The sequence below is a fragment of the Nonomuraea marmarensis genome (assembly GCF_043197025.1).
GTDB lineage: Bacteria > Actinomycetota > Actinomycetes > Streptosporangiales > Streptosporangiaceae > Nonomuraea > Nonomuraea marmarensis.
The window spans coordinates 1-24,874 of sequence record NZ_JBICRM010000063.1; the positions used below are offsets into that span (position 1 = coordinate 1).

The 24,874-nt window shown below is 67.8% G+C and carries 30 protein-coding genes and 2 pseudogenes; 14 read left to right on the forward strand and 18 right to left on the reverse strand.

All coding sequences use genetic code 11. The annotated features are described in order from the left end of the window. Positions 1–275 (forward strand): annotated as a pseudogene (locus ACFLIM_RS48205) (heavy metal translocating P-type ATPase); the annotation flags it as partial. Between the two features lie 68 nt (positions 276–343). Beyond that, positions 344–580, forward strand: a complete 237-nt coding sequence (locus ACFLIM_RS48210; protein ID WP_393177293.1) for a hypothetical protein — start codon at positions 344–346, stop codon at positions 578–580. 28 nt (positions 581–608) lie between these two features. On the opposite strand, the gene ACFLIM_RS48215 is transcribed toward ACFLIM_RS48210, so the two are convergent. The 8 genes from ACFLIM_RS48215 to ACFLIM_RS48250 all read right to left on the reverse strand — a co-directional run bounded on the left by ACFLIM_RS48215 (position 609) and on the right by ACFLIM_RS48250 (position 5,740). Next, a complete protein-coding gene (locus ACFLIM_RS48215; protein ID WP_393177295.1) occupies positions 609–1,241 on the reverse strand; it encodes a class I SAM-dependent methyltransferase in 633 nt (210 codons plus the stop codon). A 10-nt stretch (positions 1,242–1,251) separates the two neighbouring features. After that, positions 1,252–3,222 (reverse strand): copper resistance CopC/CopD family protein, encoded by a 1,971-nt coding sequence (locus ACFLIM_RS48220; RefSeq protein WP_393177297.1) that lies wholly within the window; start codon positions 3,220–3,222, stop codon positions 1,252–1,254. Next, positions 3,222–3,392 carry a hypothetical protein gene (locus ACFLIM_RS48225; protein WP_393177299.1) on the reverse strand — a complete coding sequence of 57 codons (171 nt, stop codon included), beginning with the start codon at positions 3,390–3,392 and terminating at the stop codon, positions 3,222–3,224. Before ACFLIM_RS48225 ends, ACFLIM_RS48220 begins: the two co-directional genes overlap by 1 nt. Positions 3,393–3,471: 79 nt before the next feature. Further along, complete coding sequence (locus ACFLIM_RS48230) at positions 3,472–3,693, reverse strand: hypothetical protein (RefSeq protein WP_393177301.1); 222 nt, start codon at positions 3,691–3,693, stop codon at positions 3,472–3,474. After that, positions 3,690–3,890 (reverse strand): DUF2933 domain-containing protein, encoded by a 201-nt coding sequence (locus tag ACFLIM_RS48235; protein ID WP_393177303.1) that lies wholly within the window; start codon positions 3,888–3,890, stop codon positions 3,690–3,692. The genes ACFLIM_RS48230 and ACFLIM_RS48235 overlap by 4 nt, the downstream gene beginning before the upstream one ends. Then, positions 3,887–4,156 (reverse strand): glutaredoxin family protein, encoded by a 270-nt coding sequence (locus tag ACFLIM_RS48240; protein WP_393177305.1) that lies wholly within the window; start codon positions 4,154–4,156, stop codon positions 3,887–3,889. Before ACFLIM_RS48240 ends, ACFLIM_RS48235 begins: the two co-directional genes overlap by 4 nt. After that, positions 4,153–4,863, reverse strand: coding sequence for a peroxiredoxin family protein (locus ACFLIM_RS48245; RefSeq protein WP_393177307.1), 711 nt, complete (start codon positions 4,861–4,863; stop codon positions 4,153–4,155). Before ACFLIM_RS48245 ends, ACFLIM_RS48240 begins: the two co-directional genes overlap by 4 nt. Beyond that, positions 4,856–5,740 (reverse strand): cytochrome c biogenesis CcdA family protein, encoded by an 885-nt coding sequence (locus ACFLIM_RS48250; protein ID WP_393177309.1) that lies wholly within the window; start codon positions 5,738–5,740, stop codon positions 4,856–4,858. The genes ACFLIM_RS48245 and ACFLIM_RS48250 overlap by 8 nt, the downstream gene beginning before the upstream one ends. Before the next feature lie 111 nt (positions 5,741–5,851). Here ACFLIM_RS48250 and ACFLIM_RS48255 point away from each other — a divergent pair, with 111 nt between their 5' ends. Continuing rightward, positions 5,852–6,622, forward strand: a complete 771-nt coding sequence (locus tag ACFLIM_RS48255) for a tRNA-dependent cyclodipeptide synthase (RefSeq protein WP_393177311.1) — start codon at positions 5,852–5,854, stop codon at positions 6,620–6,622. A gap of 150 nt (positions 6,623–6,772) precedes the next feature. Then, positions 6,773–6,991 carry a hypothetical protein gene (locus ACFLIM_RS48260; protein WP_393177313.1) on the forward strand — a complete coding sequence of 73 codons (219 nt, stop codon included), beginning with the start codon at positions 6,773–6,775 and terminating at the stop codon, positions 6,989–6,991. On the opposite strand, the pseudogene ACFLIM_RS48265 reads toward ACFLIM_RS48260, so the two are convergent. Next, positions 6,887–7,333 (reverse strand): annotated as a pseudogene (locus ACFLIM_RS48265) (M56 family metallopeptidase); the annotation flags it as partial. The gene ACFLIM_RS48260 and the pseudogene ACFLIM_RS48265 overlap by 105 nt on opposite strands. Here ACFLIM_RS48265 and ACFLIM_RS48270 point away from each other — a divergent pair. Beyond that, the gene (locus ACFLIM_RS48270; RefSeq protein WP_393177315.1) at positions 7,257–7,538 is read left to right on the forward strand and encodes a hypothetical protein; all 282 of its coding nucleotides are present in this window, start codon (positions 7,257–7,259) and stop codon (positions 7,536–7,538) included. The pseudogene ACFLIM_RS48265 and the gene ACFLIM_RS48270 sit on opposite strands and share 77 nt — an antisense overlap. A 22-nt stretch (positions 7,539–7,560) precedes the next feature. On the opposite strand, the gene ACFLIM_RS48275 is transcribed toward ACFLIM_RS48270, so the two are convergent. Then, the gene (locus ACFLIM_RS48275) at positions 7,561–7,932 is read right to left on the reverse strand and encodes a BlaI/MecI/CopY family transcriptional regulator (protein WP_393177317.1); all 372 of its coding nucleotides are present in this window, start codon (positions 7,930–7,932) and stop codon (positions 7,561–7,563) included. Between the two features lie 11 nt (positions 7,933–7,943). Continuing rightward, entirely contained in the window at positions 7,944–8,174 is a 231-nt protein-coding gene (locus ACFLIM_RS48280) for an SHOCT domain-containing protein (RefSeq protein ID WP_393177319.1), read from the reverse strand. A gap of 126 nt (positions 8,175–8,300) precedes the next feature. Here ACFLIM_RS48280 and ACFLIM_RS48285 point away from each other — a divergent pair, with 126 nt between their 5' ends. Beyond that, the gene (locus ACFLIM_RS48285) at positions 8,301–8,660 is read left to right on the forward strand and encodes a hypothetical protein (protein ID WP_393177321.1); all 360 of its coding nucleotides are present in this window, start codon (positions 8,301–8,303) and stop codon (positions 8,658–8,660) included. A 6-nt stretch (positions 8,661–8,666) separates the two neighbouring features. Here the strand turns inward: ACFLIM_RS48285 and ACFLIM_RS48295 are convergent, their stop codons facing one another. Both ACFLIM_RS48295 and ACFLIM_RS48300 read right to left on the reverse strand, forming a co-directional pair. Further along, a complete protein-coding gene (locus ACFLIM_RS48295) occupies positions 8,667–9,524 on the reverse strand; it encodes an HAD-IC family P-type ATPase (protein WP_449291501.1) in 858 nt (285 codons plus the stop codon). Next, on the reverse strand, positions 9,412–9,894 hold the full coding sequence (locus ACFLIM_RS48300; protein ID WP_393177323.1) for a hypothetical protein: 483 nt from the start codon (positions 9,892–9,894) through the stop codon (positions 9,412–9,414). The genes ACFLIM_RS48295 and ACFLIM_RS48300 overlap by 113 nt, the downstream gene beginning before the upstream one ends. 103 nt (positions 9,895–9,997) lie before the next feature. Between ACFLIM_RS48300 and ACFLIM_RS48305 the strand changes: the two genes are divergently transcribed. The 3 genes from ACFLIM_RS48305 (at position 9,998) to ACFLIM_RS48315 (ending at position 11,993) form a co-directional block, all read left to right on the forward strand. Next, entirely contained in the window at positions 9,998–10,525 is a 528-nt protein-coding gene (locus ACFLIM_RS48305; protein WP_393177325.1) for a hypothetical protein, read from the forward strand. Next, positions 10,510–10,710: a hypothetical protein gene (locus ACFLIM_RS48310; RefSeq protein WP_393177327.1), complete on the forward strand. Its 201-nt coding sequence runs from the start codon at positions 10,510–10,512 to the stop codon at positions 10,708–10,710. Before ACFLIM_RS48305 ends, ACFLIM_RS48310 begins: the two co-directional genes overlap by 16 nt. Before the next feature lie 176 nt (positions 10,711–10,886). Next, the gene (locus tag ACFLIM_RS48315; protein ID WP_393177329.1) at positions 10,887–11,993 is read left to right on the forward strand and encodes a quinone oxidoreductase family protein; all 1,107 of its coding nucleotides are present in this window, start codon (positions 10,887–10,889) and stop codon (positions 11,991–11,993) included. Between the two features lie 331 nt (positions 11,994–12,324). Here ACFLIM_RS48315 and ACFLIM_RS48320 read toward each other — a convergent pair whose 3' ends face one another. Together ACFLIM_RS48320 and ACFLIM_RS48325 are read right to left on the reverse strand one after the other, a co-directional pair. Beyond that, complete coding sequence (locus tag ACFLIM_RS48320; RefSeq protein ID WP_393177331.1) at positions 12,325–13,713, reverse strand: mercuric reductase; 1,389 nt, start codon at positions 13,711–13,713, stop codon at positions 12,325–12,327. 338 nt (positions 13,714–14,051) lie between these two features. Beyond that, positions 14,052–14,363 carry a hypothetical protein gene (locus ACFLIM_RS48325; protein WP_393177333.1) on the reverse strand — a complete coding sequence of 104 codons (312 nt, stop codon included), beginning with the start codon at positions 14,361–14,363 and terminating at the stop codon, positions 14,052–14,054. An 812-nt stretch (positions 14,364–15,175) separates the two neighbouring features. Between ACFLIM_RS48325 and ACFLIM_RS48330 the strand changes: the two genes are divergently transcribed. After that, positions 15,176–16,318 carry a HoxN/HupN/NixA family nickel/cobalt transporter gene (locus tag ACFLIM_RS48330; protein WP_393177335.1) on the forward strand — a complete coding sequence of 381 codons (1,143 nt, stop codon included), beginning with the start codon at positions 15,176–15,178 and terminating at the stop codon, positions 16,316–16,318. A 246-nt stretch (positions 16,319–16,564) separates the two neighbouring features. Here the strand turns inward: ACFLIM_RS48330 and ACFLIM_RS48335 are convergent, their stop codons facing one another. Next, positions 16,565–17,539 carry a C40 family peptidase gene (locus tag ACFLIM_RS48335; protein WP_393177337.1) on the reverse strand — a complete coding sequence of 325 codons (975 nt, stop codon included), beginning with the start codon at positions 17,537–17,539 and terminating at the stop codon, positions 16,565–16,567. A gap of 594 nt (positions 17,540–18,133) precedes the next feature. Between ACFLIM_RS48335 and ACFLIM_RS48340 the strand changes: the two genes are divergently transcribed. The 3 genes from ACFLIM_RS48340 to ACFLIM_RS48350 all read left to right on the forward strand — a co-directional run bounded on the left by ACFLIM_RS48340 (position 18,134) and on the right by ACFLIM_RS48350 (position 19,977). Next, on the forward strand, positions 18,134–18,487 hold the full coding sequence (locus ACFLIM_RS48340) for a hypothetical protein (RefSeq protein WP_393177339.1): 354 nt from the start codon (positions 18,134–18,136) through the stop codon (positions 18,485–18,487). A gap of 82 nt (positions 18,488–18,569) precedes the next feature. Further along, positions 18,570–19,196 carry a DUF305 domain-containing protein gene (locus tag ACFLIM_RS48345; protein ID WP_393177341.1) on the forward strand — a complete coding sequence of 209 codons (627 nt, stop codon included), beginning with the start codon at positions 18,570–18,572 and terminating at the stop codon, positions 19,194–19,196. 172 nt (positions 19,197–19,368) lie between these two features. Further along, entirely contained in the window at positions 19,369–19,977 is a 609-nt protein-coding gene (locus ACFLIM_RS48350; protein WP_393177343.1) for a DUF305 domain-containing protein, read from the forward strand. Positions 19,978–20,111: 134 nt separating this feature from the next. Here the strand turns inward: ACFLIM_RS48350 and ACFLIM_RS48355 are convergent, their stop codons facing one another. Continuing rightward, positions 20,112–20,840: a phosphotransferase gene (locus ACFLIM_RS48355; RefSeq protein WP_393177345.1), complete on the reverse strand. Its 729-nt coding sequence runs from the start codon at positions 20,838–20,840 to the stop codon at positions 20,112–20,114. A 376-nt stretch (positions 20,841–21,216) separates the two neighbouring features. Between ACFLIM_RS48355 and ACFLIM_RS48360 the strand changes: the two genes are divergently transcribed. Then, positions 21,217–22,146 carry a C40 family peptidase gene (locus ACFLIM_RS48360; RefSeq protein WP_393177347.1) on the forward strand — a complete coding sequence of 310 codons (930 nt, stop codon included), beginning with the start codon at positions 21,217–21,219 and terminating at the stop codon, positions 22,144–22,146. A 152-nt stretch (positions 22,147–22,298) separates the two neighbouring features. On the opposite strand, the gene ACFLIM_RS48365 is transcribed toward ACFLIM_RS48360, so the two are convergent. After that, positions 22,299–24,692: a heavy metal translocating P-type ATPase gene (locus ACFLIM_RS48365; RefSeq protein WP_393177349.1), complete on the reverse strand. Its 2,394-nt coding sequence runs from the start codon at positions 24,690–24,692 to the stop codon at positions 22,299–22,301. Positions 24,693–24,874 lie beyond the last annotated feature (182 nt).

Genomic DNA, 24,874 nt, shown 5'->3' on the forward strand with positions numbered 1-24,874 from the left:
GGCTGGCGATGGGCACCGGCACCGACGCCGCCATCGAGGCCGGCGACCTGACGCTGGTCAGGGGCGATCTGCGGGTGGCCGCCGATGCGATCAGGTTGTCGCGCCGGACGCTCGGCACGATCAAGGGGAACCTGTTCTGGGCGTTCGCCTACAACGTGGCCGCTCTGCCGCTGGCCGCGCTCGGCCTGCTCAACCCGATGATCGCGGGGGCGGCGATGGCCTTCTCCAGCGTGTTCGTGGTGAGCAACAGCCTGCGGCTGCGCCGGTTCAAGTAAGCCCGATGGGATGGCTCCGAGCGCCGGCTCGGAGCCATCCCTACGGACCAGGCCAGGCGGACATCCGGTTGAGGCTGCGTAGTACAGACCTCGGCGCGTTTCGCGACGGCATCGCGTCCGACGAGCTCGCCAATCCTGGCTGTACGCCATCGGTGCCGTCCAAGGTGTGGCCCGTCGCCAAACCCGACTACCCGGGCGCCTACCTGGCCCAGCTGGCCGGACCCTTCCGCGCGTCCGGCGCCTGTCACATCAGCAGCAACGACCACGGTGAGAACCAGTCCACTCCCGCGCCTGCCCGGACCTGACTACCCGCTGTGTGGGGCGCCATACACATCAAGCGCTGGCGGGTTTGCGGGCGGCGAGCCGCTCGACGATACCGATCTTGAATCGGTCGTGGCGTTCGACGGCCAGGCCGTGCCCGTGGACCTGTTCGATCGGCCGGCGCAGGAAGTGCTCCTCGCCCAGGGGGACGGTTACCAGTTCGAGCAGACGTTGAAAGGCGCGAGCGGGCCAGGCGGAGGCGGCGACGTGGTCGGCGAGCAGGAGGAGTCCGCCGGGGCGCAGCACCCGCGCCATCTCGGTGACCGCCTGCCGGTGGTCGGGGATGGAGCAGAGGGAGAAGGTGCACACGACGGTGTCGAAGGTGGCGTCGGCGAAGTCGAGCGCCTGGGCATCGCCCTCCCGCAGGTCGGCCTGTACGCCGAGTTCGCTGGCTCGCTGCCGGGCCAGGTCGAGCATGGCCGGGCTCCACTCGATTCCGGTCAGCCGGGTGCCCGCGGGGTAGTGGGAGAGGTTCAGTCCGGTGCCGATGGCCACCTCCAGTACGTCGCCGGTGGCCTGGGAGCAGATCCAGGCGCGGGTGTCGCCGAACAGGTGCCGGTCGAAGAAGCCCATCTGCTTGTCGTAGGAGCCTGCGTGTTTGTCCCAGTAGTGGCGCAGGCGTTCGGTGCGCGTCTTGGAGGTCATGCGTCGCCTCCTACCCTTCTGTCGGTCGAAATGCGCGGGTGATCTGGTGGTTGGGGGTCGTCATGTCCTCACGGAGGATGCGGCCCCGGCTGTCGACGGTCATGCGGACGTAGATGCTCTCGGCACTGATCGCGAAGGCGAGCACGGTCTTGTCGCCGGTGCGTTCCAGCACGACCGGCTCGCTGATCACACCGGCGCGGTAGGGCTGCTTGCCCAGCAGCTCGGCTCCGCTCATGCGCAGCTGCTTGCTGAAGCCGGCGGCGCGGCCGGTGTCGCTGGAGACGGTCTCGACGAAGGTGACCGACCGCTCGGCGGCGAGTGTGGCGCGGGCCTGGTCGAACAGGTCGCGGGCGGTGCGAGCGGGCCAGGGGACCGCGAATCGGGCGCTGCCGCCGCGCCAGCGGTCGGTGGTGATGGCCAGCTCGACGGTGTTGACGCCGGTTCGCCAGCGTGATGGCCCGGCGAAGCACCCGCTGCCACACGGGGTCAGCAGTAGATCCTGGCGTGTCCCGTCAGGCGCGGTGAGGGCGCCACGGACGGTGAAGCCCTCGTCGCGGGCAGGGTCCCATTCGGGTACGCGCAGCCGTACCTCCAGCCGTCCTTCGCCTGCCACGATGGCGGCGGTGACCTGCCCAGTCAGCGCGCCGAGCCGGATCGTGGGCCCGGCCATCGGCGGTGGGTAGGGCAGGCCGCGCTCCGGGTCGGCGGGCGGCGGCAGCGCGGTGAGCAGGCCGCTGGCGGCCAGTACGGCGACCAGCACGACGGCCTCCACGCGAGCTGTTACGGCGATGCGCGACACCTCGGCGGGCCGGGTCAGTCGCCTGCGTGCGGTCAGCGCCAGGCCGGTGGCCACGGCCACCAGGGCGAGTTTGGTGAGCAGGGTCCAGCCGTAATCGGTGGTCACCAGTGCGCCCAGCGAGGGCAATATCCACAGGGCGGCCACCACGCCGGTAACGACCACCACCGCGTACACGACGATCGCCAGCCAGGCGTAGGCGACCAGCACGGCGCGTGCGCGGGCGGGGTGCGAACGCCACGCCCACGCGGCGCGGGCGACGTGGAGCAATGCCCCGATCCACAGCGCCACGGCGGCCAGATGCACGGCGATGGTGAACCCGCCGAGGCCTCCGGCGGCGGCCATCAGGTGGCTGCGTTCGCCTTCTACGATGACGATGACCGCCAGTGGCAGCGCGGCCAGGAAGCGGGCGGGTGACAGGGCGGCCATGACCGCGGCGGCGAATGCGGCCAGTTCGACGGCGATCACCAGCCCCGCCGGGGATGCGATCAGCCTTTCGGGGGAGAGCATGGCCAGACCGGTGACCAGCTGTCCGCCGCCGATCTGATGCAACCCCAGCCCGAGGCTGGCGGCCAGGCCTAGCAGGCAGCCGACGATGATGAGCGGGCGCGGGGCTGCGATATCCGGCGTGGTGATCTTCGAGCCGGATCGACCTTCGGGGGGTTCCGTCGGCTGCGCAAGGCGGCGTACCAGGGAGTCTCCGGCCAGGCCGCCGAGCGCCAGCGCGAGTCCGGCGAACAGCGCCCACCGCAGCACCGCGGCCGCGCCAAGTCCAGGGGTGCTGGCCTGCTGCTGGGTCTGGGCTGCGGCGACGCCGACGCCGACGCCGAAGCCGAAGGCGCTGTCCACGACGTCGCCGTCCTGGGCGGTGATCTGCCAGCGCACGGTGTAGCGACCGGCCGGCAGCGGTGCCGTGGGCCGCACGAGCACCTTGCCGTCGCGGGTTCGCTGGACGGCAGTGGTGGAGATCTGCCCGCGGGCCTGTCCCTCGACGACGAATTTGTTGACGGTGACGGGCTCGTCGAAGACCAGGCCGATCTCCTCGGGGGACTCGCTCACGCTGTATCCGGCTTCGGGCAACGTGGCCACCAGGGTGGGGTGCGCGGCAGCAGGCAGCGCAGTGGCCAGGAGACCGGCGACGGCGACGGCGATCATGATGGCGAGCCGGACGATCAGGGTTCTCATCAATGCTCTCGGTAGTCCTGGCTGGTGACACAGATGTCGGTGGCAGCATGCAGCGTTTCGTCGGCCGAGTCGACTGCCAGCGCGTGCATGGCGCTGATGCGCGGCGCCAGAAAGACGCGGACGGATGCCCGCGAGCAACCCCGGCCGATGACGAGCATGGCGGTCAGCACCAGACGTTCTCGCGTCCGCCGACCGCCCCTCACGCAACCGGGATGGGGGAGGGACGGAGCGGAGCTGTCTCGCAGGTCATCAAGCGCCGCCGTCGGGGCGGCTGGCGGAGCGACGCAGGTCGGCCTCGTGCCGCAGCAGCGTCAGTTCCTTGCGGAGCCCACGGATCTGCTCATCGAGCCCGGCAGGACGTCCGGCCGTCGTGTGGCAGGACCCGCCTTTGCGCATCATCGGCCGGATGCACACCACGTACATCAGTGCCAGGGCCGCCACGGTGGCGGCCGCCTGGAGGTAGGCGGTCACGGCCGCGACTCCTGGCCGGCGGGGCGCTCATCGCGAAGCTCCGACCGCAGCTGGTCGATCTCGGCCCGCAGCTGGACGACCTCCTGCTCGCGCGGGTCGGGCCCGCTCTGCCGGTTGCCGCGCATCATGAAGAACATCATCGCGCCCATGCCGACCGGGCAGGCCAGCAGCGCCAGGGTGGGGAGCCATGCGGTCATGATCGGGTCCTTTCTTCGGCGAGGTTGGTGAGGGTACGGCGGAGCTTGCGCTCGGAGATGCGGCCGTGGCCGAACGGCTCTCCGTCGACCAGCAGCCCGGGGGCGAACAGCACCATCGCTTCTTCGGCCAGGCGGCGGCCCTCGTCGCTGGCCAGGTCGATCTCGGTGACCCGGATCGGATAGTCGGCGGCCACGTTGGCCAGGACCTGCTTGGCGTGGTCGCAATAGCCGCAGTCGTCCTGCGTGAGCAGCGTGATGTCGATCATTTGGCGGTCGTGTCCTTCTTCATATCGGCCAGGATCTGGCTGGTGGGCAGGAACATCGTGTACTTGGGCTCGCCGCCGTAGTCGGCGCGCCAGCGGATCTTCCCGTCCGGGCCGACGAGGATGAAGGAGTGGCCGGGTTTGGAGTCGCCCATCATGCCGTAGGCGTTGGCGTCGTAGGCCTTGGTCGCGCTCAGGTCGGGGTCGGACAGCACGGTGGTGGTGTAGCCCTCGTCGTGCATCTTGCGGGTGATCAGGTCGATCGGGTCGACGGTGATGGAGACGATCTGGTCGATCCCGGCGGCCTTGACGGCGGATACGTTCTTCTCCAGGTCGCCGATCTGGTCCCAGCAGGGCTCGCACATCAGCCCCTCCTGGAAGTAGAGCAGCACGTTCTTGCCCCTGTAGTCGGCCAGGCTGACCTTCTTGCCGGTAGTGGCGGGCAGGGCGAAGGCGGGTGCCGCCTGTCCGATCCCCGGTCGGCCGACCTGATACGGGTACTCGCCCGAGCCGCGCACACCGCCGCCCGCGGCAGGTGTGCCGTCCGTTGGGGTGGAGGTGCCACGCCAGACGGTGAAGAGCGCGCCGAGCAGGACCGCCAGGGCGACCGTCGCCAGGGCGATCACGCGTAGCCGCCGCTGGCGCGTCTGCTTGCTGCGGACCTGCGCCAGGTGCTGCTTGCGCCGCGCGGTCGTGGTCTTCTCACTCATGAACCGAGACCTCCACAGGCTCTTGCTCGCTCTCGGGTCCGCCGGACGAGCCCGCCCGGCGGACTCTGCGAATCACCAGTACGGCCGCCGCGACCAGGACGGCGGCGAATGCCCAGCCGGGCAGCCAGGACAGCCAGCCGGTGACCACGGCGGCTCCGTGCTGCAGGTCGGCGGAGAAGGTGACCTGCCAGCCCGAGTTCGGCATCGCCGGCCCGGTCAGCGCCAGCACGACGGTCAGCGCTCCCATGCCCAGCAGCAGCAGACCGCTGAGCAGGCTGCCCAGTGCCATGGTGCGGCCCGCCAGCCGTACCTGGCGGCGGTGCAGCACCCGGTGAGTCCAGGAACTGCGCTCCCACAGCAGCGACAGCACCACCAGCGGGGCGACCATCCCGGCCACGTAGGTGAGGCCGACGGCCAGGGCAGCGGGGAATGACGCGCTGGCCCCGGCCAGCACCACCACCCCCACCAGCACCGGGGCGCAGCAGGCGCTGGCGACGCCGGAGAACAGCCCGAGCATGAACACCGCGCCCGCACCGCGACCCCGGCTCCTGCCCGCGGGCATGGGCAGCTTGGGCTGCCACCCGGCCAGCACCGCCAGCCCGGCCAACAGCATCAGAGCGCCTCCAGCGGAGAAGAGCACCAGGTGGTAGCGCTGGAAGGCCGCCGCGAGCGCGGCGGCGCCCAGCCCGATCGGCAGGATCACCACGGCGACACCGGCGGCGAACACCAGCGTCGCCGGCAGCACTCCGCCGCGCCGATGCATCGCCGAGGCCAGGTAGGCCGGCAGCATCACCGACACGCAGCAGGGCGCCAGCAGCGCGACGATCCCGCCGAGGAACGACGTCAGCAGCGTCGTCCCGAGCAACAGCTCACCCATGCGCATCTCCGCGTTCCGCTTCGCCTAACAGTCTTAGGTACTAAGTTACATAGGCGAGAGCTCGCGTGCGAACCGGCCCTGGAATCAGGCCGACCAGACGGGGGAAATCCAGTGCAGCCAACCGCAGGGGACGACCGCGCCCAGGACCGCTCACCTAGTGTCATCGATCACACGCGTACTGCGATCGTCGCTGAGGGGCTGGCCGCCAGGCCCATCTCACGGCACTGTGTGGGACCCTTCCTCGCGCGCAGCCACGCGTGCCTGGGGATCAGCCCGTTCAACGGCTACTTCACCACCGAGCGCATCACCGAGCTGGCGGCCTGGGCGCTGCGCACCTTCTCCGCCGTGCACCTGTTCGTGCCCGACGTGCCCGCGGCCATGACCCTGCAGGCCCTCGGCTACCCGCCCGATCGGGCGGCGACCAAGGCCCGCCGGCAGGCGGGCTATCTGCGCAACAAGATCTGCCGGGCGCTGGAGACGCTGAGAGTGGCCGAGCCGACCACGCTCATCCTCGACTGGGCCGCCCTGTCCGGCAATCCGGTGTACAGCGGACACCTGCGGGCCGTTTCCGACCTGTTCGACTCCGACGTCGACTTCCAGGAAACCTGTCTCGAGGCGACCCGGTGGGTGCTGGAGGGCCGCCTGAAGGATAGCGAGATCACTCGGGCGCAGCTGCGGCTCGCCGTGGACTACCTGCTCGCCGAGCTGCCGCTGTTCATCGATACGGCGACCATCGTCGGGCAGAGCGCGTCGGTGTTCTGCTACCACCAGGCCACGCCGTTCCTTCAGCGGTTGTACGGGCGTGAGCTGGCCGTGCGGCCGGTCGACCGGCAGGGCTTCGCCGTCCTGGCACCGGGCTTCGATCAGGGGATGACGCAGTAAATTCTGACCGGCCGCGACCATGGCGGGCGCAACCGCCGCGACCGCGGGTGCTGCCATCAACGCCACGGCCAAGACACCCGCAGGGACCGCCACGACCGCCGTCAGCGGCGGCGTGGGCGCCAGCAGCCGGCGTACTCGCCGCCCGGTGTGATGACCGGAGGCGGCCAGCGCGACCGCCGGGGGCGCAGGGGTGGTCTGGTCATCGGCCAGGGTGAGCAGCGCTTCGGCGAGGGTCAGCCGACCTGTTGCCCTGACCGCGGCGTCGTCGGCCGCCAGCTCGGTCAACCGGCAGATCTCCGCGGCCGCCGCCGCGAACAGCCCGATCACCGGGAAGGCTCGCTGCAGGCCGCGGGCGACGGCGACGAGTAGGTGATGACGCCCGCGCAGATGCGCCTGCTCGTGCGCGAGCACCGCCGCGAGCTGCCGGTCGTCGAGCGCGGCCAGGGCCGAGGTGGTCAGCACGATCCGGCCGCCGCGGCTGGGTAGGCAGTAGGCGGCGGCCGCGTGGTGGTCCAGCACCAAAGCGCCGAGCTCGGCGTCTCGGCGGGCCACCATCTGCAGCACGGCCAGGTGCCGGCGTCGCTCGCGCCAGGCGGCGGTCAGCTCCGCCCCGACGCCGTACACCGCCCTCACCATGATCACCGCAGCGGCCGCCAGTCCCGCGGTGGCCGCCAGCGCGCCTCCTGGGGTCGCATACGCGGCCCGCAGCATCAGCACGCACGTGTTCAGGAACTGTGCCAGATCCGCGCTGAACGCGCTGGTGGGCACCACCACCATGAGCCCGGCCAGCACGGCCGCGCCCACCACGGCCACCGCCAGCGACTGCCAGGCCAGGATGGCCAGCCGTGGCGCTCTGTCGATCCACGCCGCCCGGCGCAAGGCCCGAGGGCCGAGCCCGGCCAGGACGGCGGCGTAGCCCGCCAGGATCAGCGCGACGTTCATGCGACGGGCTCGCCGGGCTCGGCCGCGTCCAGCATCGCCCGCAACTCGGCCACCTCCGCCTGATCCATCCGCTCGACGAATCTCGCCAGCGCGGCGGTGCGATCGGAGCTCTCGTCCAGGGCCCCGGCCATGAGACCGGCGACGTAGTCCTCCCGGCTGGCCTTGGCCCAGTACAGGTAGGCGCGCCGCTTCAGCTCGCGGTCCACCCAGCCCTTGCGGAACAGGATCTCCATGACCGTCTGCACCGTGGTGTAGGCCAGTTCACGCTCCTCACGCAGCCGGGTCAGGACCTCTCGCACCGGCATGGGGCCGTCGGCCGCCCACATCACATCCATGATCGCGGCTTCCAGGTCACCGAGTCTGCGCACCGCGCCTCCCTTCATCGCTCCAGGTCCACCTTGGCCTGCAGGTACTGCTCGCGGTCGATTTCCCCGGCGGCGTACCTGCGGCGCAGCTCCTCGTGCGCCGCGTCCGCGGCCGGCAGCCCAGGCCGGGCCTGATCGCGGGTGAGCGAACGCACCAGCCACACCACTGCGGCCACCGCCAGCCCAAGCAGCGCAAGGCCCAGGACGACCCAAAAGATCATCCAGGCGCCCATCCAGCCCATCATGTCGCATCACCGCCTCTCAAACCGAATCACCTAAGTCCTATAGGTCAATCTACCCTCCGGGTCGCACGCGCGGATCCCTCCGATTCGGCGGCGATGCCGCGCAGCACGGCCAGTAGGCTCTTTTCGGTGACCGCGGCGGATGTTGACCCCGGCGAACTCCACACCCAGCGGTCCGGCCTGCCGGGCGGCGCGGATCAGATCAGGGATATCCGCGCGGCACGGCCCACACCACGTGCCCCAGTAGTTGACGGAGTCCGTGCTCGCGTTGCTCATCGGGCTCGCGCTTCTGGCAGCCATCCTGCTCGCCGGGCCCTCCATGGCGCGCTGCTGATCGCCGCGCTTGCCGCCTGCACTCTCATCCGGCAGGGCCTGCTGCGACTGCGCGCCGAACCCCGCAGGTCCAAGCTCGGCCGCCCGATCATCGCGGCCGTCGCGGCGCTCACCCTGATCGCGGACGTGATCGTCCTGGTTGTCGTGGGAGCATAGCCGTCACTACTGGATCTGGGTGGAGCCCGCCTTGGCCAGGAAGGTGTCGCGGCAGCCGGTCGAGCAGAACCAGTAGGTCACACCGTCACGCTCGGCCGAGGCGGCTGCGGTCGCGGGATCGACGTCCACCCCGCACACCGGGTCGGTGACGGTGTGGGGTTCCTTGCCGGCCTCCACGGTGACCCCGAGGTCCGCCGGGGCGGCGGGGGCCTTCGGCAGTGCCGGGGCAGCGAAGCGGCGCAGCCGGTTGGCGTTGCCGACCACCGACAGCGACGAGGCGGCCATCGCGGCGGCGCCGATGATCGGGCTGAGCCGGATGCCGAAGAAGGGATACAGCACGCCGGCCGCGATCGGGATGCCCACCACGTTGTAGACGAAGGCCAGGAACAGGTTCTGCCGGATGTTGCGCATAGCGGCCTTCGACAGCCGGATGGCGGTGACCACGCCGCCGAGCGCACCAGAGATCAGCGTGACGTCGGCGGCTTCGATGGCCACGTCGGTGCCGGTGCCGATGGCGAAGCCCACGTCGGCCTGGGCGAGGGCGGGGGCGTCGTTGATGCCGTCGCCGACCATGCCCACCCGCCGCCTCTCGCCCTGTAGTCGGGCGATCTCGGCTGCCTTGTGCTCGGGCAGTACCTCGGCCAGCACCCGGGTGATGCCGACCTGGCGGGCGATGGCCTCGGCGGTCCGCGCGTTGTCCCCGGTGATCATCACGACCTGCAGGCCCATGCGCTGCAGCGCGGCCACGGCGTCACGCGAGTCGTCCTTGACCGTGTCGGCCACGGCCAGCACCCCGGCGGGCGCGCCGTCGATCGCGGCCAGGATGGGCGTACGACCGGCCGAGGCGCACGAACGGGTCGGGATCGGCGAGCAAACGCAGGAAGAGTGTGTCCCCGCCGGGTACTCGCCGCCGTGCCACATCCCCGACCCCCTCCTCGTCATCGTCTCCACTGACGATTCCGGCCAGCAGTTCCACCAGATCGGCCCGGCCCGGCACGCTCGGGTCGGCCACCGCCGCCAGCAGGAAGGGCACGCAGGCAAGCGAGGCCTCGTACACGGTGCCCTGGTGCAGGACACTGCCGTAGATCTCCTCCAGCGCGGCCTGGCGCACCTGCGGGTCGTGGCTGATGAGGGCTTGCAGCAGGTCGGGCACGTCGCTGGCTGGGCCATAGGCGTGGGTGAGCGACGCCCAGTCGACGGTGTCGATGAGCTCCAGCGGTTTCACGGGGTCCATGGGTACATGCTGGGGCAAACCCCGACCAACATGGAGATCTTCTCGACTAAGACCCTCCACCGAAACTTCTCGCAACGAAGGCGCTGGCTGCACAATGCCGGACATGGAATTACGACCGGAACTGCTGCCCCTGCCCGTACCCAGGGAGCGCGTGGAGCAGCTCGGTGCCCAGATCGACCGGATCGCCGAGCTCATAGGGGAAGGCAGGATGCCAGAGGCACGCCAGGCCGTGACCACGTTCAACAAGCAGACCGGCCATAGGTACGAGCCGACGGACTTCGCCTCGTACTGGGAATCGCAGGATCTGGAGGAAATCGCCACGAACGCCGCGCGCCCTGCCCCGCCGAAGGTACCGGACATCACTCGGACGGAGCTGGCCGAAATCGTCCGTCGGATCATGGAGGCCGATCCGGAGGCCGATTATTACCTGGCGCTGCTCGAAGCCAATGTGGTGCATCCGCACATCAGTGACCTTATCTACTGCTCGTGGCCGCGTTCTCGGCCGGCCCGATCGTCACAGTGCTCGGTCTCGTCGGTGGAGTTCAGGCGCTGGCCATTTCCCGCGCAGCGGAGGGGGATTGGCCCAACCTTCAGGCCGCAGAAAGCTTTCTCGCCGTGGCCGACGCGGTGATCAAGGGTTACGCCTGGGTGTTCGGTGTGCTCACCCTGGCCCTCGCCGTCGTGGTCTGGCGCATCAGAGGGTACGGCGTGACCGAGTCGTCCGCGGCCGCGGCGTTCTTCCTTGTCCTGCCGCACTTCTTAGTGCTGTTGTTCGCGTGCATCGTCACGCCGTTCCGGCTCGGCGACAGGCGGTGACCAAATGACAGCTGTGACAAGGCAGACTGGTTAGCTCGTCACCGTCCGTGTGGACGCTCGTGGCACGCAGCGCGCTATCAGCCCCCGTGTATGCCGAAAACGCTGGTTCGCTACATCGACCGGTTCCTGACGTTCTACGCCGTCACGGGCCGGGCATGTCATCAGACGAGGGATACATGAAGCAGACTCAGACGATTCCGGAGACGTTTCTCGGCGTCGGTTACACACGAGACCAAGCTGGCCTGCCGCTCGAGGCGGTGCGTGTTCCCGTCCCGCAGCCAGCGGCCGACGAGGTTCTGATCCGCATCGCCGCCTCGTCGCTCAACCCACTGGAGTACAAGCTGGCCGACCTCAATTTCATGGGACGGACGCCCCCCGTCGTTCTCGGTCTTGACCTGGCTGGCATCGTGGTCACCGTGGGCCATGGTGTGAGTGGCGTAGCCGTCGGCGATGCGGTGGCCGCCATGGCCGACCTGAACGGTGACGGGGGCTGGGCCGCAACGGGCGGTAGCGGAGGCGGCTACGCTGTCGCACGCCAATTCCTCACCGTCCGCAAGCCGCCATCTCTGAGCTTCCGTGATGCGGCGGCACTTCCTATGTGCTTTCTGTCCGCCTTTGCAGGTCTTTATGGGGCAGTCCAAGCCGGTGACACGGTCTACATCCCAGGCGGTGGGGGAGGTGTTGCACATCTGGCTGTGCAGATGGCGGCGCGTGCCCTGCAGGCCCGACTGGTCATCAGCAGCGGCAGCAGGCCGCAGTCGATCGCACTGGCCCGGCAGTCCGGCGCCCATTACGTCTTCGATTACCAGCGCGACGACATCGCCGCCGAAATCGCGGAGCTGACGAGTGGCCGGGGCGTTGACCTCGTCTTCGACGCCACCTACAGCGAGCGGAGCTTTGTCGAAACCTCGAAGACCGTCCGGCAGGGTGGCAGGTGGAGCGTGCTCGGTGTCGGCCCTGGCAAGACGACACGCTTGGCCGAAACGCATAGCCCGGTGGATGCCATCCTGGCCGAGCGCAATGCCAAGCATGTCAACATCAATCTGCTGCGTTACTTCTCCGAACCCGCCACGTTGGACAGCGAGGCGCGTGGCTTTCTCCAGCACGGGATGGACCTGGCGATGGAATGGGCGACGCAGGGGCTTGTGGTCCCGCATGTCAGCCAGACCATCGACAGCACCGTTGAGGAGATCAACGCAGGACTGCAGTCGCTGAAGGCGAGCAGCGGAGTACTGGGCAAGATAGCGGTGATCGTGGATCGCGACCTGGCCGCGGAAAAATGACGGGCGATCGCCCATTTTCCCACGCAGCAGCTGACCAGGCCAGTCCCAGCGCCGATGTCGACCCCGGTCGGCATCGCGGGCTCGGCCGAAACACCGGGACACGCCTTCGATGCAACATGCCTTGAGCGCCAGCCAACGTGCCCTACTTGCCGGAAAAGATCATCTCGCTCTGACCTGCGAGAAGAGGCCAAGGACCCAAGATAAAGCTCGAGTGCCATCGGGCAGCTCGTTGTTGGCAACGCGCATCAGTACCAGGCCAATTCACCAGCCTTCCCGAGTTGGGCCAAATTAGTGCGCAAGTCAGCGGGCGGCTGCGGGACAGCGCGCCGACTTAGGCGTCGAACATCGCGAAGAGGGTGTTGAGGCCTTCCGCCAGGAGCGGGTGCGTGAAGATTGCGTCCGCCATCGCGGTGTGAGTGAGCTTGCCCAGCATGGCGACCTGAACCATGGTCATGATCTCGCCGCCTTCACTGCCGAGGACCGCGCAGCCCAGGATCTGCCCGCTGTCCGCATCGACGACGGCCTTCATGAAGCCGCGCGTCTCGCCGGTCTCGATAGCCCGAATGACGGCGCTCATCGGGAGCTTCGCCACCCGGATCGCGCGTCCTTGCGCCTTGGCCTCGCGTTCGGTCATGCCGGCGCGGCCAAGCTGCGGGTCGATGAACACCGTGTACGGGACGATCCGATCCCACGTGCTCGCCTTCTCGTGCCTGATGAGGTTGGCGTGCAGGATGCGGTAATCGTCGTAGGAAAGGTGGGTGAAGGCCGGGCCTCCCTTGACGTCCCCCATCGCGTAGACGCCGGGGACACTGGTTTCCAGGTACTCGTCGACCTCGATGAAGCCGTGCTCGTTGAGACGGATGCCGGCCGCCCCGAGGGTGAGTGCCTCCGTATTCGGGATGCGGCCGATGGCCGACAGCAGGTGCGAGCCTTCGAACTGTCGCTCACCGTCCTGCGTGCGAACGGTGAGGCGCAGGCGGCCGCCATCGGCCGGCTCAACCCGGACCGGCGTCGACGAAGTCAGGACCGTGATCCCGTCATCGCGCAAGATAGCGGCGACCTCGTCCGAGACGTCCTCGTCCTCGATCATCATCAGGCGCGCGGCGCTTTGGATGATGGTCACCTCGCTGCCGAACCGGCGGAACATCTGCCCGAACTCCAGCCCGATGTAGCCGCCGCCGAGGACGATCAGGTGCTCTGGGAGCTCGTCCAACTCCATGATCGATGTTGAATTGAGCACGGGGACGTCGCCCGCGTCAGTGATCGCCAGCGGCTTGGGCCGAGTACCCGCGTCGATAACGACCACCGGCGCGCTGATTTGTCGCGTCCCGCCGTCCGTCAAGACGATCTCGACCGTCTTCGGCCCCGTGAAATGGGCCTCGCCTTCGATCAGGTCAAGCCCGTCCTGCGCCAGGCGGCTCGCGTAGTTCTGCCGCGCGCCGGCGACCATGGCCCGTTTGCGCTCACGCACCACGGCCAGGTCCACCGATACCGGACCAATACGCACGCCGTACTCCTCGCCGCGGCGCGCCTGGGAGGCGAGGCGCGCGCTGGCGACCATCGTCTTGGTCGGGGTGCACCCCGTGTTGACGCAGACGCCGCCGAGCTGGTCACGCTCGACGAGCGCCACCCTCTGGCCCGCCTTCGCCAGCTCGACGGGGAGGAACCGGCCGCCCTGGCTGGTCCCTATCACGATCGCGTCGTAGTGCTCATCGGCCATTGCGTCTTCTCCCCGCGCCGTCTTCCGCATGGGTCACTAGCTGTCGTACGCCCCGGCGGGTCAGTTCCTCCTCCTTGGCGAGCAGCTCGTTGCGCACGGCGAGCCCCTGTTCGCGTGTTCCGGTCTTGTGACTGATCATGGTTTCCCCGGGCTACGGCGGTCGACAGTAGGTTGAGACACCGTGGCGGCGCGAACTGACCGATGACATTCCGGCCTGATCGGTGTCACTACTTCTCGTACCCACCAGCGGGGCGCGGGGCAGCCGGCGGGGAGCCTGCGCCCCGTCTCCACCAGACCTGGACTTGCCCGCTTGCGCGCGATGTACCTGCCGAGTTGAGTCAAATTGGTGCCAGGCCACACCCGCCACACCAGGCGTCTGACGACAGCCATGACGACAACGACGACACACAACAGCATATGGACACCGTCATCAGCCGCCGTTCGCCCACGGTCACGGCGTATCGGACGTAGGCCTGTACAGTCGTCTGGTGCTGCTCGCGGGCGGCGACGATGAGTTCGGCGGAGGAGTAGCCGGCATCCAGGTAATGCTCGGCGGGCAGCAGGCCGCGCCGGGCCAGGTGCTGGTGGATGGTGGCGGTCATCGCCGTGTCGGGCACGGTGGCGTCGGTGGTGGCCACGTTCGTGATCAAGTGCTGAAGAATTTCGGGCTGTGGCCACACGCTATGACAAGTGCGCCTACATCTTCCTCGGCACCGTCACCCTTGCCGCCCTAGCCATCTGGCTCCGAACCTGATCCAAGAAACAGCCCTTAGACCTCAGAGGGGTAATTTCATCCTGAAATCGCAGGTCACACCCCTTGCCTGAGTTCGATTGGCGGTGCTCGGGCAGGTAAGGACGCCTGATCATGGCGAGTGATAAGTCCTCTCGCCGACAGAAAGACCTGAACAACTCCGCCCGAAACCGTTCAGACCAAGATGTCGTGCCGCAGGTCAGAACCTGTCCCGGCCGCCAACCTCATCCGGAAGGGACAGTGAGAGCATCTGGGGGCATGACGGCCCCACCGAGCCATCCCAAAGCGACGCCGACGACGTCGAGCGCCATCTCTGCCCCCGCTACAAGGCCGAGCCCGGCTCACCCTGCCGCTCGCGGCAGCACCTACCACACCGGCCGCTTCACCCAGGTGCCGCGTCTGGCCAAGCTACTGCGCGTGCCGACCCCGCCCATCCCCGCGGCCGTCGCGCCGGACACGCCCAGCGCCGACATCAGCATCGGGTACGCGAGATGTTCAACGGCCACCCCGACGCTGGCCGCACGGCAAGGCGGGGTGGGGGAGAGTTCTGGACCTATTGTTATGTGAAGCTTCCTGGCCCCTGCCCAGTCACGTGATTGATACCGCCATTGTCTACCATCGTGGATACTTGTTGCACTTGACTTGCAACAAGGTATGTATGGCGGGATGGCTCTGAACCTGCTATCCCGCTGCGTACCACAGTGAGGACACATGGTCTCCAAGGCACCAACGGCAGGCAGCGCTGGGCGGAAGGTTGGGCTGCGCGACGCCTTCACACCGCGGGAATGGCGATCTATTGGCGGCATGACGGGAATCGTCCTCCTCTTGCACGTGCTCGGGTGGGGGGTGCTGGTGTTCGCGGTTGCGCCCCACCGCTATCAGCTGGGCGGCGCGGGCGTGTTCAGCGTCGGCCTCGGCTTGACCGCCTACCTTCTGGGGGTGCGACACGCGTTCGATGCGGACCACATCGCATCCATCGACAACACGACCCGCAAGCTTGTGGGAGAAGGTAAGTCGGCGGTCAGTACTGGCTTCTGGTTCTCCCTCGGCCACTCCTCCGTCGTCTTCGCCGCGAGTCTGCTGCTGGCGGTCGGCGTCCGGTCGGTCGCAGGCGTCGTCCAGAACGAGGACTCGCAGGTTGGGCAATTGTTCGTGCTGATCGGCACTCTGGTCGCCGGCGGCTTCCTGATCCTGATCGGCCTGATGAACCTGGTCGCGGTCGTCGGCATCGCCAAGGTCTTCCGCAGGATGCGAACGGGCGAGTACGACGAGGCCGAGCTCGAGCGTCAGCTTGACCGCCGCGGCTTTCTGGCACGCCTTCTCGCCAGAGTGATCAGGCGGGTGAGCAAACCGTGGCACCTTTACCCGGTCGGCCTGCTCATGGGGCTCGGCTTCGACACCGCGACCCAGGTCGCGCTGCTCGTCCTGGCCGCCGGCTCGGCGGCATTCGTCCTGCCGTGGTACGCCGTCCTCGTTCTGCCCGTCCTTTTCGCCGCCGGCATGAGCCTGTTCGACACCGCCGACGGCGTCTTCATGTCCCGGGCCTATGGCTGGGCGTTCCTCAAACCGATCCGCAAGGTGTTCTACAACCTGACGGTCACGGTGCTCTCGGTTACCGTCGCCCTCGTCATCGGTAGCGTGGTGCTCATCGGACTGATCGTCGAGCGATTGGGCATCGAATCCGGTCCTCTGGCGTGGATCGCCTCCTGGAACCTCGACTACGTGGGCTTCGGCATCGTCGGACTGTTCCTGCTGACCTGGGTCATCGCACTGGCAGTTTGGCGGTTCGGCCGCATCGAGGAAAAGTGGTCCGACCGTACGGGGCGTACTGAATCCGTGCCTGCCACGGAGTAGCCTGCCCACTTCTGCGCCCGCGGCCTGAACCGTGCCTCGGTGGCGTTAGCGGGGGCGCAGTGTGCACGGTGACCGGGTTCGCCTCTGGGAGGGGCCGTCGGCGTTGGGCGGGCGCAGCGTGTCCTCGCCGTGCCCACTCGCTCCTGGAGCCGGGCCGGCGGTCGTGAGGAGGCCGCCGACCTAATCAATGTGGAGACCTTGGCGCAGAGCAGCGGAACCTTCGTGACGGTGGCGAAGCCTTCGTGATCAGGGGCGGACTGCGCCGAGGAGGCGGTTACGCCAGTAGTCGTCGAGGACGGAGATTTTGATGACGTCTCCGGTTTGTGGCGCGTGGACCATCTTGCCGTTGCCGGCGTACATGCCCATGTGCCCGAGTCCTTTGCTGAAGAGCAGGTCGCCGGGTTGTAGCTGGTCCAGGGGGACGCGGCGGCTGGCGCCCCAGCTCCATTGGGTCCAGGTGGTCCGGGGAAGTTCGACGCCTGCGGTGCGCCAGGCGGCCTGGGTGAGGCCGGAGCAGTCGTAGGAGCCTGGTCCGGTGCCGCCGTACAGGTAGGGCTTGCCGACTTGGGCGAAGGCGAACTGGAGTGCTTGGCGGGCGTTGCCGGAGGCCGGGCCGGTGTACTCGATGCCGGGGCTGTTGGGGTCGCCGGTCTGGAAGGCGCCCAGTCTGCGCAGGAGCTTGGTCTGCTGGTCGACGAGTTTGTCGACCTTCGTTTTCTCGTCGCGTACCTTCTCGCGTGCGGTCTCGGCCTCTTCCAGGACCGTCTTGGCCTCATTGCGGCGGTCGCGCAGGTCCTTGGTGGCGGCCTCGAAGGCGCGGATTTTCGCTGCCCTGTTCTGTGTGATCTGTTCGAGGGAGGCGATGCCGGCGAGCATCGACTCGGGGTCGCCCTGGCCGATGAATCTGCTCCAGCCCGTGGACGGGCCGAGCTGGTAGTCGTTGACCGCTACGGTGGCGATGTCCTTGCGCAGGGTGTCGGCTTGGGCGCCTTTGCGCTGGAGTTCGGTGTTGAGGGCGTCGTACTTCTTCTTGGCGTTCTTGTAGGTTTCTGTGGCTTGGTTGTACTGCTCGACCACTTGGTCGGCCTGCTCGTTCAGCTTGACCAGTTTGGCTCTGGCCTTGGCCGGCGACGGCTCGGCGACGGCAGCACCGGGGTTGGAGGCTAACGCGACCAAGGCCAGCGCCACGGCCACTGTTGTTCGCCCAAGCCTTGTCGGCACGGCCACTACGACGCCTCCTCGTAAATCTCCAAATCTCGGGCGAAATAGTACAGAAGTCGACTGGTTATCTGGCCTGTTTGCGGCAAATTGACGTCGGCAGACGGTATGTACTACCTGCGGTAGGGGACGACGCGCCGACCCATGCGTAGATACGTGTGTCACCTCTTCGGCGTTCAGTGGCCGTGCTACGCGACGCTGCTCCCTGCCGACCTGTCCTCAAGCCCAGCGCGAACACCTTCAGCCGGCGCCCGCCTCGCGCAGCCTGACCTCGGTGGCGGTACGACGTGCCGTACCGCCACCTCCATGACCCGCATCGCGGCGCTCGTCGCGACCGATCTGGGGGGGTGCCGATCTCTGCGGGGAGTGGCGACGACAGCGCTATACGCCCGGGACCGACAGGCACCGGTGTGTTGTTATGAGGTATGTGCTTGCGGCAATTCACTACGATCTATCGTAGTCGTGCATGTATCTACGTGAGCAGGGACACTGCTGGCTATCCTGTCATAAGTACGAGGGCTACCAGGTGAGAGGGGAGAGCCCATGGCGCGAGCAACGCGGTGGTTGCTCTTGCCCGGCATCCCTTGGCTCTTGCCCTTGCTGCTCGCGCTCGGCGTGGTCGGCATGCACACGCTCGGGCATCTCGCTTCTCACCATGGTGAGGCCGTCGTTCACGGCTCAGGTGTTCATGCGTCTCCCTTGATGTACGCCGACCAGCACCGGAACGAGACTGTGATCGGCGCGGGGGATGTGGTCGGAGTCGATCCGAGCAGCATGTGCCTGGCCGTGCTGACGTCGATCGCCGCGCTTCTGATGGCGGCCACCTGGGTGGCGACGCTGCGCTGGCGTGTGGGACTGGCCGACTGGGTGTCACGGGCCCGCATGGTGGCGAGGTCGCCGCCGCGCCGCCTGACACCGGGCCATACGAAGCTCTCGGTGATGCGCATATAGGCCGAAATGTCGGCGGACGGTCTTCGCGACCGGTCCGCGATACGAGCCTGCGTACACCATCACCGAAGGACTCACCATGTTCATGAATAAGCGAATCTCGGCTGCCTCCATCGCCACGGGAGTCATGCTCGTGCTGGTCGCGGGTTGCGGCGGCACGGACAGCGGCTCAACGGGCGGGCACGACATGTCCGCCATGTCCAGCAGTGCGCCCGCCGCGACGACGGCGAGTGCCCAGCCGGCGGCGGCGTTCAACGATGCGGACGCGACGTTCGCGCAGATGATGATCCCGCATCACCAGCAGGCGGTCGAGATGGCCGATCTGGCCGAGACCCGGGCTGCGGACAAGGAGATAAAGGAACTGGCGGCGAAGATCAAAGCCGCTCAGGATCCGGAGATCCAGACCATGCAGGGCTGGCTCACCGCGTGGGGCAAGCCGATGCCGTCCGGCGGCATGGACCAAGGAATGGGCCATGACATGCCTGGGATGATGTCCGAGGAGGACATGAAGAAGCTGGAGGACGCCAAGGGAGCCGCCTTCGACCGGCAGTTCGCTGAGTTGATGATCGCTCACCACAACGGCGCGATCGAGATGGCGCGCACGGAGCAGTCGCAGGGCTCCAACGCCGAGGCCAAGGCGCTGGCCAAGACCATCGAGACCGCCCAGCAGGCCGAGGTGGCGCAGATGCGGGAGATCCTCGACCGCCTCTAGGGGAATGTCGGCTGCCCGGCTCTCCGGGCAGCCGACATGGCAAGCGCTCCTGACCGTTTCTTTCCGCAGCGGCGCGATGATGCACGGTAGCGACGGCCGTCCTCGGGAAGATATGGGCTGGCCAGCCAAGGAATACTCCCTGGCTGGTCCAGAAATCGGGGGTTCGGCAACCATGGGCATCAAACCGGTCTCTCCAACCACGCTCATGGTGGCGGGAGCGCTGCTCCTCGCCGCATGCGGCAGCACGACGGCAGACCAGGCCACTACCGCCGAGTTGGGCGAAGCCACGCCGACCGCGACGACGGCGACCGCGCAGCCGAGCGGCAACTTCAATGACGCGGACGTGATGTTCACGCAGATGATGATCATGCATCATCGGCAGGCGGTGGAGATGGCCAGATTGGCTCCGGCGCGCGCCTCCGATGAGCAGGTGAAGGCGATCGCGGCGAAGATCAAGTCTGAGCAGGAGCGAGAGATCGAGACCATGCAAGGCTGGCTCAAGGCCTGGGGAAAGCCAATGTCGACCGGCGGCATGGGGCATGAGATGCCGGGTGGCATGTCCCAGGAGGACATGCGCAAGCTCGGGGCGGCCAGGGGTGCGGCGTTCGACAAGGAGTTCCTCCAGATGATGACCAACCATCACCGAAGTGCGATCATGATGGCCGGCATCGAGCAGCGACTCGGGGCCAACCCGCAGGCCAAGCAGTTGGCCCGAAGCATCGCGGCCAGCCAGGAGGCCGAGGTGGCGCAGATGCGGAAGATCCTCGATCGGCTCAAGTAGCAACCGGCATGGCCCGCCTGAGCCGTACCGGGTCGTAATGGGCAGCGGACGTAAGCACCATGATGCCCACGGCGCCGTTATGCCCCGTGCCCGGCGATGTCCGGGCCGAATCCAGCCAGCGCGACATCACCGCGTCAGCCGGATTGTTTTAGTGCGGATAGCAGAAGCGTCCGGTGCCGGTGAATGAGTTCGCGATCGGCCGTAGCCCAGGCGAAGGCCGCTTCGGCGTGGCGGCGACGAGCGGGCGTGAGCTTGGGGTCGTTGACGTTCACCGCCTCGATGTCAGCGACGCAGGTCTGTCTGCGCACCATCGCGTCTAGGAGTTGCTCTGGTTCGATGAAGCCGTAGCCATCACGTAGTTCACGCAGATGCCGGGCCTGTTCAGTGATCGGCACCCGGCCCTGCGACTGGATGCACCAGGTCCACGCCATGTAGCCCAGGTCTTCGAGTCTGGCGCCGGGCCGACACGAGGACCAATCGATGAAGGCCACTGGCAGACCCTGTTGAAAGATGGTGTTGAACGGCCCAGGATCGCCGTGGATCACGCATTCCTTGTCGGCAGCCAGGAAATGTCCAGCGGTTACCTCATGCAACTCGCGGAGCATCCGACCGCCCCCCGCATATGCGCCGTGCGCTCGCTGCGTGGGATGGTCGGTGGTAGTGCCCTGGATGAAGCTCAGGATGTCTCGTCCGTGTTCATCGATGCCGAGGTAGCGCGGCGCATGAGGGTAGCCGACGGATTCGAGATGGGTCAGTACCAAGGCTGCGAACGCAGCACCGGCATCGCGGGCGCGGCGTACCGTATCGCCGACCCGCACGACTTCCACGGCGTTTTTGCCGGCGGTCAGAGGCTCCTCGGTCACACAACCATGATGGGTGACGGTGAAATTCCCCCCGGCTACTCGACCGCTGGGTGCTGCTTCCGCACTTGAGGTCCAGTTCCACAGGTCTCGCAGTTCGTAGCGTGCGTGGGCGATGGCCACCGGCCGTCCGGCGCGCGGCGCATGATCCGGTCGCCTTTCCACATGATCACGGCCATGCATAATGGGCGCCGTGACTATGGGCGATAGTAGAGAATTACTTAGAACGACTCTGTTGGCAGGGCTCGTAGTCGTGGCATTACTGGCCAGCGTTTTCGTGATCATTCAATGGAGACAGCCGACCGAGCCGCCGCCACCGCCTATGGCTGTGGCCAGAAGACAGGCTGTTTCCCCGACTCCTGATCCGTCCCCCGTAGCCGTGCTGAAACGGGTGCGAGAGCCGCACCTCCTCGTCGTGGCCACTCACCCCCTGCCGGAGTCGGCCACCCTCAGGGCCCGCCGACTCAAGGGCGTGGCGTCTGTGGAGGTCGTCGATGCGGCGCAGGTTACGCTTGGTGATCAACGTGTAGGAGTGATTGGTGTGGACCCCTCCACATTCCGCGCCTACACCCCCAAGCCGACAGCCACGGCTGATGGCGTCTGGCGTAGCGTGGCAGCGGGAGAGGTGGCGGTGTCTTTCGGGCTCGGCACCGACGGAGGCCTCGCACTGGGAAGCAGGGTACAGAGCCACGGATCCCACAAGCTCCGGATCGGCGCGTACGCCACCATGGGGTTGGACGCCGTCGACGCCGTGGTGTCCCGCAGCACGGCCCGTCGCCTCGGACTGCCCCAGAACAATGCGCTCGTCATCAGTGCCCCGAAAGCGGGCCTGCCCAGGCTGCGCGACTCGCTACGGAAGATCCTTCCGCAGGGTACGCAGGTGGTCGTGCTCAAGCCGACGTTCGAGCAATCGCCTACCGCCGAGCCCCCAGTTCCTTCAAGCCGCATTCGCGTGGTGCTGGCCGCTGCGGCCGGCAAACTGGGCGCTCCATATGCCTGGGGAGCGGAGGGGCCGGACGCCTTCGACTGCTCGGGCCTGATCCAGTGGGCCTTCCGCCAGGCCGGCATACGGCTGCCGCGCGTGACGCACCAGCAGTTCGCGAGCGGCCCTCAAGTTCCCTTCTCCGAAATACGCCCAGGCGATCTGATCTTCTGGCGACTGGACCCCACCAATCCCGGTTACATCTCCCATGCCGCGATCTACTGGGGGGACGGAAAAATGATCCAAGCGCCGCGAACGGGTGACGTCGTCAAGCTGGTGCCCGTTCACGTGCGCAACCTCGCGGGAGTCGTGCGGGTAACCGGGTGAGGTCGGTAGCCCTCCTGTCACGCCCGTTGAGGACAGACCTGCCGCAGATCGTCGTCCTGACGCACTGGTTCGAGCCTGCCGGGGCCCGGGCGGGTACGGCTACCGCTGTCGGGACGGCGGCTCGGGCAGCGTGGATTGGCGCAAGCTGACGTTCAACGTCCGACAGCACGTGGCGGCAGGCGGAGCCCCTTGAGGGCGAGTGCGTTGACCGCGACTATGAAGCTCGATCCGGACATCGACAGGGCCGCGATCTCGGGGCGCAGCACGAGGCCGAAGGCGGGCTCGAAGACGCCGGCCGCGATCGGCAGTGCGATCGCGTTGTAGCCGATCGCCCAGCCCAGGTTCTGCCGCATCTTGCGCAGCGTGCCGCGGCCGATGGCCAGTGCGGTCGGGACGTCGAGCGGGTCGGAACGCATGAGCACCACATCGGCGGTCTCGATGGCGACGTCGGTCCCGGCGCCGATCGCGATGCCCAGGTCGGCTTGGGCGAGCGCGGGGGCGTCGTTGACGCCGTCGCCGACCATCGCAACCTTGCGCCCGCCGCGCTGCAATTCGGCGATCTTGGCGGCCTTGTCGCCGGGCAGCACCTCGGCGATCACTGTGTCGATGCCGAGTTGGTCGGCGATGCGCCGGGCTGTGGCCTCGTTGTCGCCGGTCAGCATGACGACCTCGACGCCGCTCTCGTGCAGTGCCGACACCGCGGCGGCGGAGCTATCGCGGGGGGCATCGGCGATGCCGATCAGCCCGACCGCGCGGCCGTCCACCGCGGCGATCACAGCGGTGCGCCCGCCCGCGGCTAGTTCCTCGCGCCGGGCGGCCAGGGCGCCCAGGTCGATGCCTTCGGCCTCCATCAGCCTTCTGTTGCCGACCACGACCCGGTGTCCGTCCACGTGAGCGGCTGCGCCGTGGCCGGGGATGTTCTCGAACCCGCTCGCCTGCAGGCGTCCTGAGCCGTGGGCCTCGGCGTAACGGACCACCGCCTCGGCGAGGGGGTGCTCGGACTCCCGTTCGACGGCGGCGGTCAGCCGCAGCAACTCGGCCTTCGCCAGCCCGTCGACGATCACCTCGGTGACCTCGGGCTCGCCCTTGGTCAGGGTGCCGGTCTTGTCCATGACCACGGCCTGGATGCGGGCTGAGGTCTCCAGAGCCATGGCGTTCTTGAACAGCACGCCACGTTTGGCGCCCAGACCCGTGCCGACCATGATCGCGGTGGGGGTGGCCAGGCCGAGCGCGTCGGGGCAGGTGATCACGACGACGGTGATGGCGAACAGCATCGCCGTACCTGCCGCGGCGCCTGCCAGCAGCCACGCCGCCAGCGTCAACGCCCCGCCGATGAGCGCGACGAAGACCAGCCAGAACGCCGCCCGGTCGGCCAGGCGCTGCCCCGGAGCCTTGGAGTTTTGAGCTTGTTGGACGAGCTTGACGATCTGTGCCAGGGCGGTGTCGGCGCCGACCTTGGTTGCCCGTACCCGTAGTGTGCCGTTCTTGTTGATGGTCGCGCCGACGACCCCGGATCCCGGGGCCTTGTGCACCGGCAGGCTCTCACCGGTGACCATCGACTCATCGACCTCGCTCTCGCCCTCCATGACCTCACCGTCGACGGCGATCTTCGAGCCGGGCCGGACCAGCAGCAGGTCCCCGACCATGACCTCGGCGGTGGGGATCTCCACCTGCTCGCCACCGCGGATGACCACCGCCTTGGGCGGGGCCAGGTCGAGCAGAGTGCGGATCGCGTCGTTGGCGCCGCCCCTGGCCCGCATCTCGAACCAGTGCCCCAGCAGCACGAACGCCGCCAGCACGGTGGCCGCCTCGTAGAACACCTCGCCGCCACCGGTCAGCGTGATGTACAGCGAGTACAGCCATCCCGCGCCGATCGCCACGGCGACCAGCACCATCATGTCCAGAGTGCGGGCTCGAAGCGCGCGTACGGCCCCGTCGAAGAAGATCCACGAGGAGTAGAAGATCACCGGCAGGCTGAGCAGCAGCGCCCAGACGTCCTCGCGCAATCCGAACGGCACCGGCACGTCGAGGCCCAGCACCTCACGCCCGATCGGCGACCAGATCAGGATCGGGACGGACAGCACCGCCGCCACGACGAACCGGTTGCGCATGTCGGCGACCATCGCCTCCATGGACATGGCGCCATGGCCCCCGTGCCCCATCATCTCGTGTGGCGACGGGCCGGCTCCGTGGCCGGCGTGCGTGTGATCGGCGGGTGGCTCCTGTACGGCTTGCGCGGCGTGGTGAGGCGGGTGCTCATGGCCCGGGGGGTCAGGCTCTGCCATGGGATCGCAGACGTGCGACGGGACGGACTGCCCCGCGCAGTGGTAGCCGCATTCCTCCACCCATCGGCGCAGTTCGGCCAAGGATGTGGCCCTGGGGTCGAACACCACGGTGGCCGTCTGCCCGACCGGGTTGACCTCCACCTCGATGACGCCAGGGCGGCGGCTCAGGACGGCACGCACGACGTTCTGCTCTGAAGCCCACTGCAGCCCGCTCACATCGAGAATCGCTGTGCTGCGATCCTTGGTACCTTCGGTCGTCACGATTTCCCCCATCCCCACCCCGTGACGTCAGTCACAGGTGGAGCTCGATCTACCACTAATGGGGCTTCGCCCCAGCCCGACGAGCCATGTGTGGCGGTCGAGGTAGTTGAAGTGACTCCGGTCGGAACAAGACGGTGACCGTGTGGTCCCGTAATTGACCGCCTACTGGCAGTGGTTGGCCT